The 6,912-nt window shown below is 33.1% G+C and carries 7 protein-coding genes; 4 read left to right on the forward strand and 3 right to left on the reverse strand.

Features of this window, described 5'->3' with window-relative positions:
* Nucleotides 1–83: 83 nt before the first annotated feature.
* A complete protein-coding gene (locus tag N4A45_07685; protein ID MCT4665098.1) occupies nucleotides 84–863 on the reverse strand; it encodes a DUF3822 family protein in 780 nt (259 codons plus the stop codon).
* Nucleotides 850–1,443, reverse strand: coding sequence for a hypothetical protein (locus N4A45_07690; protein ID MCT4665099.1), 594 nt, complete (start codon nucleotides 1,441–1,443; stop codon nucleotides 850–852). Before N4A45_07690 ends, N4A45_07685 begins: the two co-directional genes overlap by 14 nt.
* Before the next feature lie 134 nt (nucleotides 1,444–1,577).
* On the opposite strand from N4A45_07690, the gene N4A45_07695 reads away from it, so the two are divergent.
* The 3 genes from N4A45_07695 to N4A45_07705 all read left to right on the forward strand — a co-directional run bounded on the left by N4A45_07695 (nucleotide 1,578) and on the right by N4A45_07705 (nucleotide 4,717).
* Entirely contained in the window at nucleotides 1,578–2,984 is a 1,407-nt protein-coding gene (locus tag N4A45_07695; protein MCT4665100.1) for an AAA family ATPase, read from the forward strand.
* 5 nt (nucleotides 2,985–2,989) lie between these two features.
* Nucleotides 2,990–3,553, forward strand: a complete 564-nt coding sequence (locus N4A45_07700; GenBank protein ID MCT4665101.1) for a 1-acyl-sn-glycerol-3-phosphate acyltransferase — start codon at nucleotides 2,990–2,992, stop codon at nucleotides 3,551–3,553.
* Nucleotides 3,554–3,763: 210 nt separating this feature from the next.
* Nucleotides 3,764–4,717: a lytic transglycosylase domain-containing protein gene (locus tag N4A45_07705; GenBank protein MCT4665102.1), complete on the forward strand. Its 954-nt coding sequence runs from the start codon at nucleotides 3,764–3,766 to the stop codon at nucleotides 4,715–4,717.
* Here N4A45_07705 and N4A45_07710 read toward each other — a convergent pair.
* Entirely contained in the window at nucleotides 4,714–5,184 is a 471-nt protein-coding gene (locus tag N4A45_07710; GenBank protein ID MCT4665103.1) for a hypothetical protein, read from the reverse strand. The genes N4A45_07705 and N4A45_07710 overlap by 4 nt on opposite strands.
* Before the next feature lie 391 nt (nucleotides 5,185–5,575).
* Here N4A45_07710 and N4A45_07715 point away from each other — a divergent pair.
* Nucleotides 5,576–6,912: hypothetical protein (locus N4A45_07715; GenBank protein MCT4665104.1), on the forward strand; the 1,337-nt coding region annotated here is incomplete at its 3' end.

The raw sequence follows: 6,912 nt of genomic DNA on the forward strand, positions 1-6,912 counted from the left end.
CGGAAATTATGACAGAAAAAAGCGTTTTTAGTTAAAAAAAATACTGACAAAAAGTCTTTTCCTTAACTTGAGAGGGCACTGATTTAAGAGATATCAAAAACGTCTTCACGTTTTTTATTCACAAAAGTATGAATGTATTGGTGAAGAATATAGTCGAGCTCATCGGGGAGATTTCCAAAAATTTGGAAATAATCATTATAGAAATCGAGTTCAAATTCTTCCAAAAGTAAGATGCTTCTAAAGGCAAGTTCTTTTGGATTTTGATATTCGAGTGTGTGTTGAAATAAGAGTTTGTTACCTTGTAATGCCCACAGATGTAGGAAGTCTCCATCGTAAACAAAAAATACTTTTTTCTGAATACTGAGAATCTTTTTGCTTTCTTCAAATAGCTCAAAGCATTCAAAGTTTAAGGAGAAATCTTTAGAGAAATTCACGCTTAGAAACTGACTAAGAGATTTTGGGAATGAGAATACTTGGTAAGCATCCCATTGATGATGAAAATCTTGATGTAGTTCTTGGTGTTTTGGCTCAAAAGGAATTACTTCTTTGCAAAGCGAGGATAGATGATCTACCTGAAATATTTGAGATGGAATCCAAGTGTTGAACCCCGTATTTGTACTTACTTTTACTTGCTTGAAGGGAAGTTGAAGAAAAGAATAATGAGATAATAAATGCGTTAAGAGGTCTTCATAGACTTCTTCGGGTTTCATTTTATTTTCCCAAAAAAACCACCATTGTTTATCTTGGTGGATAGAAACAGAAAGTCCATCCGAAAAAAATCGAATGGACAATATGCAGTTCTCAAGCTTCGCTTGCTTGAGTAGATGGTGTTCGTAAATCAACGCTTGATTACCAGTTTCCATTTAAGTGAACTTCTTCTAAAGATCCAATAGTAAGATCGTCTGCTTTATTTGCGATTAATCTTTTGTTTAGTCCTTCAAGTAGCACCTCTTTTTTAGCTTTTACTAAAAGAGTAGGAACGTTCAAAGATCCTTTTTTTACAAGGCTTGTTTTCATTTCGAACTTGTCTCCTTTTTTACTTGTAGGAATTGAGGCTAAGTTTTTCAATAAATTATCATCATTATTGAAAACAGAATCTTTAATAGAAACAAAACCTAATGTGTCAACTATCGTAACAATTTTTTCTTGTTTCTCACGATACACTTTGTTGTAATAAAGGAAAGAACTATCTCTTTTGGAAATCAAAACAAATTCTGCTGTATCAATATGGTTAATTAATTCAGAAAAATTATTTGCATAGCGTTTATTTCCTTCTTTAAATGCCATTTGTGCATCTTTTATTAAATGCAATCTTTCTTTTACTTCTGTGTAAATAGCTTCTTTTTTCTTCTCAAAGATAATAGGTTCTTGTATTGAATTGTACAACTGTACTGCTAAATATCCCACAACCGCTAATAGAACCAATCTGATAAGGTATTTCATCTTTGTTTAGTTTTTTCGTTTTCTTTGTTTCAAATTTAATCTAATAACTCAATTTCGCATAAAATATTTCAGTTTTATTGCGATAAATTCAGCTATCTTTGAATTCGGTCAAATATAACCAAAAAAAATAATCAATGTCAAGAGCTCTTCTTGAAGAAACTGTTAAATATAACCTACCTTTTGATCCTACAGCGGAGCAAGAGCTATTAATTGCTAAGGTTTCAGGCTTTTCTCTAAAAGATACTTCTTTAGAAATTTTTGTATTATCAGGATATGCTGGAACAGGAAAAACAAGTATTTTGGGTGCTTTGGCGAAAGCCTATACGCAGCTTCAGCAAAAATTTGTTTTATTGGCACCCACAGGAAGGGCTGCAAAAGTTTTACAGGGAAAGACCAAGAAATATGCCTCCACGATCCATAAACACATTTATCAGACAAAGGTGGATGGTGCAGGAATTACTTCCTTTGCCAGAAAAGCCAATAAGGCTCAAAACATTATTTATATAGTGGATGAAGCCTCTATGATTCATCATCATGCACACGAAGGTCAATCTGTTTTAGATGATTTAATTCAATATGTTTTTTCTGGTAGAAACAATAAATTATTATTGGTAGGGGATCAAGCGCAATTACCGCCAGTGGGTGCACAAATGAGTATTGCATTGGATGCCGAAGAGCTGAGAACTACCTTTTGGAGAAATCTAGATTTTTTTAATCTTCAAGATGTTCAAAGACAAAAAAAAGAGTCGGATATCTTATGGTCTGCAACGAATATTAGAGAATCTATGTCGAATATTCCTGTGGAAATACCTCAATTAAAATCAAATAAAAAGGATTGTTTTCGCCATGAAGATCGCTTTGAGCTAGAGTATGCAATAGAAAAAAGTTATAACCTAAATGGTGAAGATGAAACGGTGCTACTTTGTAGATCCAATAAAAGAGCAAACCAATATAATCAAAGAATACGCTACCATTTTTTTGGTAAAGAATCGGTACTAGAAAAGGATGATTTGATTATGGTGGTAAAAAATAATTATTTTTGGCTAGATCAAGATTCTCCCGCTGGGTTTATTGCCAATGGAGATATGGCAAAAATTGTTCGGGTAAAGAAATATATTGAAGAATATGGTTTTGAATTTGCCGTTGTAGAACTCAAACTGATTGATTATCCACAAATGGATTCTTTTGAATGTCATTTGATACTTGATACGCTTACAAAGGAAGCTCCCGCACTCTCTTATGAGGAGATGAGAACACTCTATTTTAATATTATGGAGGATTATCAACATTTGAGTTCAAAAAGGAAAAAATTTGAAAGTATCAAAAAGAATCCATTTTACAATGCGCTTCAAATCAAATTTGCCTATGCAATTACTTGCCATAAATCACAAGGAGGACAATGGAAAGAAGTATTTGTAGAACAACCTTTTTGGGATATTGATCAAATTGAAGAAGGAGATTTGAAATGGCTCTATACAGCTGTTACCAGAGCTTCAGATAAAGTACATTTTATAGGTTTTAAAGAAGATTTTTTTGAATAAAAGTGATGAAGAAATTATTTGTAAAATTATACCAAAGATTTACAGGATGGAAAATAAAAGGGGTGTTACCAAAAGAAGCAAAACATGCTGTTTTGATTGCCGCACCACATACCTCAAATTATGATTTTTATCAAGGATTGATGGTGTTTTGGCATTTTGATATGAAACTCAAATTTCTAATCAAAGATTTTTGGATGAAAGCGCCATGGGGTTGGTTTATGAAGCCGCTAGGTGGAATAGGAGTCAACAGATCTCGTAAAAGCCAAAATGATTTTGTAGGAGGACTTATTAAGGAGTTTGAAAAACACCCCGAAGGATTTCATTTAATGATTACACCCGAAGGAACAAGAAAAAGGGTTCGGAAGTGGAAAACAGGTTTTTATAGAATAGCTCAAACTGCTGATGTTCCTTTGATCCTTTGTTTTACAGATTCAAAAACGAAAACTTTTGGGATCGGTCCTTTGTATTATCTAACGGGCGATGTTGAAAAAGATATGGAACATATTCAAGCTTTTTATGCTAACTTTGAAGGACGTGTAAAAGAATATTGGAATCCTGAAATTTATTAGTTTGTGCGAATAAGTATTAAAAAATTCTTTTTTGGATACTGATGCATTTTATACTTTGCTTTAAGGTTTAATAAAACAATGACATTTCAGAAGGGATTTAATTACAGAGCTTGTCCCTATTTTTCGGGAGAAGTATAATCAGTATTAGATATAAGGATTCATAAAATCTTTTTTTTCAAATTGTCTCTAAAAAAAAAACAAAAAATATTTATGAAAAAATTACATTATGTAATAAGTCCAATGGCTTTGGTAGCTTTGGTAGCAGTTTTATTTATAAATTCTAAGCAAAATGAAAAAATTTCGGAATTAGAATCCAAAATAAATAATGAATCGGGTATTCCAAATACTTATGAAATAGCGGCACTAAAAAAACCTACAAAAATAACTTTTGCTGGAATCAAAATCCCTTTAAATGAACCCGATTTATATGAGAGATTTGATAGAGAATTACACGTAAATACTTACCGACACTCTTCAACTATTATCCTGATAAAAAGAGCAAAAAAATATTTCCCAATCATTGAGCCTATTCTTGCAAAGCATGGAATTCCTGATGATTTTAAATATTTGGCTGTTGCCGAAAGTGGACTAGACAATGTGACATCACCTGCCGGAGCTAAGGGTTTTTGGCAATTTATGAAACCCACTGCAAAATCTTTTGGGATGGAAGTAAACGATTATGTAGACGAAAGATATCACCTAGAAAAAGCAACTGAAGCAGCTTGTAAATATCTCAAAAAAGCAAGAAAACAACTCGGAAATGCCGATTGGATGACCGTTGCAGCTTCTTATAATAGAGGAGTAGGCGGTATAAAAAAACAACAAAATAGACAGGGAAGTACGCATTATTTGGATTTAATTCTCAACCCCGAAACCAGTCGTTATATCTTTAGAATAGCAGCCATAAAACAGATTTTGAAAAACCCAAGAAATTATGGATTTCAAATGCAACATTCACCGAGTTATCAACTGGTTCCCACAACTACTGTAGTGATTGATTCTGCTGTTACAGATTTTTCTGCTTTTGCAGAAAACCTTGGGATTAATTATAAAATACTAAAGATTCATAACCCTTGGTTAAGAGAAACCTATCTGAAAAATAAAAGTAAGAAAAAGTACAGAATAAAGATCCCTAAAAGCGGATACTATAAATCAAGACATTAATTTTTACCAAAACCTAGACCAGTCATTGCACTGGTCTTTTTCTTTTTTAAGGATCCTTTTTCCCAAAGTTCAATAAGTTGTTTGGCGGCATTCTGAACATCTGTTAATAAGGTATCAGCATGAATTCCTATACGAGTATCGTCCCAACGGAGATGCTCCTCAGACGAATCCACCAAAAAGTATTGACGGTGCAACTGGTAATAATGAATTAAATGACAACGGAACTTGAAATAGAAGAAAGATTTTCGGTTGGTCTTCTGATAAGACTCAGAAAATAAGCTGTTGATCGCTATATCAAACCTTTTTTGACTTTGCCCTGGGCAAGCAAAAGGCTTTTTGTCTAAAAAAGCACCCAAAGATTCTATTAAATGACAAGCCGTAGTGAGTTTAATCAACTGACTTGAGTTCGATTTTAATTCTTCAATAGCTTGGATAAATTCTTTATGTACAAATTCTTGTTCAGTCATTTTTTTATGTGCTTTTTCGAGCGATAAAATTATTGAATTTTGAGACTTTTTGATTCAATTTTGTAATTTTTACAATCTTTAGTGTTGATTGTCGATAGGTCTATGATCATAATCTTAATGTCGTTTTGAATAGGAGTATGTTATTTAATGGTCATATTGTAAGTTGTTTGCGTAATGGTTTTGTGATTTGACGATAGAAATAAATAATTAAGCAGTAATAATGACTTGATCATCGAAAATTATTTGATGGATGTAGTATTTTTATTATTTTCAACATAATAATTATCCAATAATCAGTATGTTGTGAGGTAGATTCATTCATACTATAAAGCACTTGTAGGTGAGTATCATGTAGATGAATACCCCTTACTAATAACTATAAAACATGATCATGAAAAATATATTATATCTCTTTATCTTTATGATTCCCTTGGGAATACAAGCTCAAACAATAACGGAAGCCTTGCCTCCCGACCCTCTGCCTAGCGGGATTAAGCTACTGTATATTACCAAAGAAAAAGATCAAAACAAAATTAAAATACATTGGAGTTTTGATAGTAATTATGTGGCAAACAACAGTACTTTTGAGTTTTCGGTTTCGCTAGAAAATCACCATGGGCAAGCCAATTATACGATTCAAAAGAGTGTTTTATTAGATTACGATTCGGCAATCCACTTCAACAACAGTTTTGAAGATGTCTTTAAATATAATTACCCCCACTATCCCGATAGCAATAGTGCGGCTTTTAGAAGTGTAGAAATCACACTCTTTCACGACTATTATGTTCACGATATAATTTACGACGGGGAAATCATCACTAAAATTAACTATCGAAACCAATTCCCTCATCTTTTTGAAGATTTTGAAAAAGCCTATCCGAGGTTTATGAGATTAGTGAATGATGTCCCTACTTATCAAAAAGGAGGTATTGATTATCCGATTATACATAATTGGTCTGAAAAAAACTCTTCTATGTGGTTAAGTCCAAGTTATTGGATTCCTGCAACTTTGTTTCATGGTTATAATAATGGTATCACTTGGACTAATATTCATCAGAATTATCCTGGAGACTTACATGAAACAGTTGCTTACCATTCTTCAAATCATTTGGGTTCCGAGTTATGGTCAAATGGAGCATTTTTTTCAAGAAAAAATAGAATACGTTTAGGTTATATTGAACTTTTTCCAAATGCTCCAAAAAGCATGTACTACTCTGTTGAGTATTATTCATATGGATATTTTGGATTGAATAATACTAATATTAGAGGAATTGGGTGCATGGATAGGTTTGGAAATAGCTCATTAGGAACAGAACCAGGAGTTAATGGGGTTTGGATGTTTGCTACTCCTCCAAATAATTCTTTTTATTGGTCTAAACCAATAGATTCGATACCTCAAAATGGTAAATTAAAAGTGGAGAAAATTCATAATTATACAGTAGATTCAATTGCGTATTTTACGCCTTGGGAATATATTCAACCCGTTGACAATTTCAAATACCTTCGTCATTATTCGGATACCCTTTGTGCAGGAGTCGGTTTGGAGATAAACGGTCAGTGGACCAACCAATCGGGGTTATATATCGATAGTATGCTTACCACTTGGGGAACAGACAGCATTGTGGCAAGAAGCGTTCATTTTTTACCCAGCAGTTATACAGACACCACATCCGCCAGTATCTGCTCGGGAGATAGTGTTCTGTTTATGGGAGACTATTATGCTTCTGG

It is taken from the genome of Flavobacteriales bacterium, from assembly GCA_025210805.1.
Taxonomy (GTDB): domain Bacteria; phylum Bacteroidota; class Bacteroidia; order Flavobacteriales; family CAJXXR01; genus JAOAQX01.

What these genes read in the sequence shown, in the direction of transcription:
- N4A45_07685 (MCT4665098.1), bottom strand. Translation starts at nt 863, where the DNA reads ATGGAAACTGGTAATCAAGCGTTGATTTACGAACACCATCTACTCAAG.
- N4A45_07690 (MCT4665099.1), bottom strand. Translation starts at nt 1,443, where the DNA reads ATGAAATACCTTATCAGATTGGTTCTATTAGCGGTTGTGGGATATTTA.
- N4A45_07695 (MCT4665100.1), top strand. Translation starts at nt 1,578, where the DNA reads ATGTCAAGAGCTCTTCTTGAAGAAACTGTTAAATATAACCTACCTTTT.
- N4A45_07710 (MCT4665103.1), bottom strand. Translation starts at nt 5,184, where the DNA reads ATGACTGAACAAGAATTTGTACATAAAGAATTTATCCAAGCTATTGAA.
- N4A45_07705 (MCT4665102.1), top strand. Translation starts at nt 3,764, where the DNA reads ATGAAAAAATTACATTATGTAATAAGTCCAATGGCTTTGGTAGCTTTG.
- N4A45_07700 (MCT4665101.1), top strand. Translation starts at nt 2,990, where the DNA reads ATGAAGAAATTATTTGTAAAATTATACCAAAGATTTACAGGATGGAAA.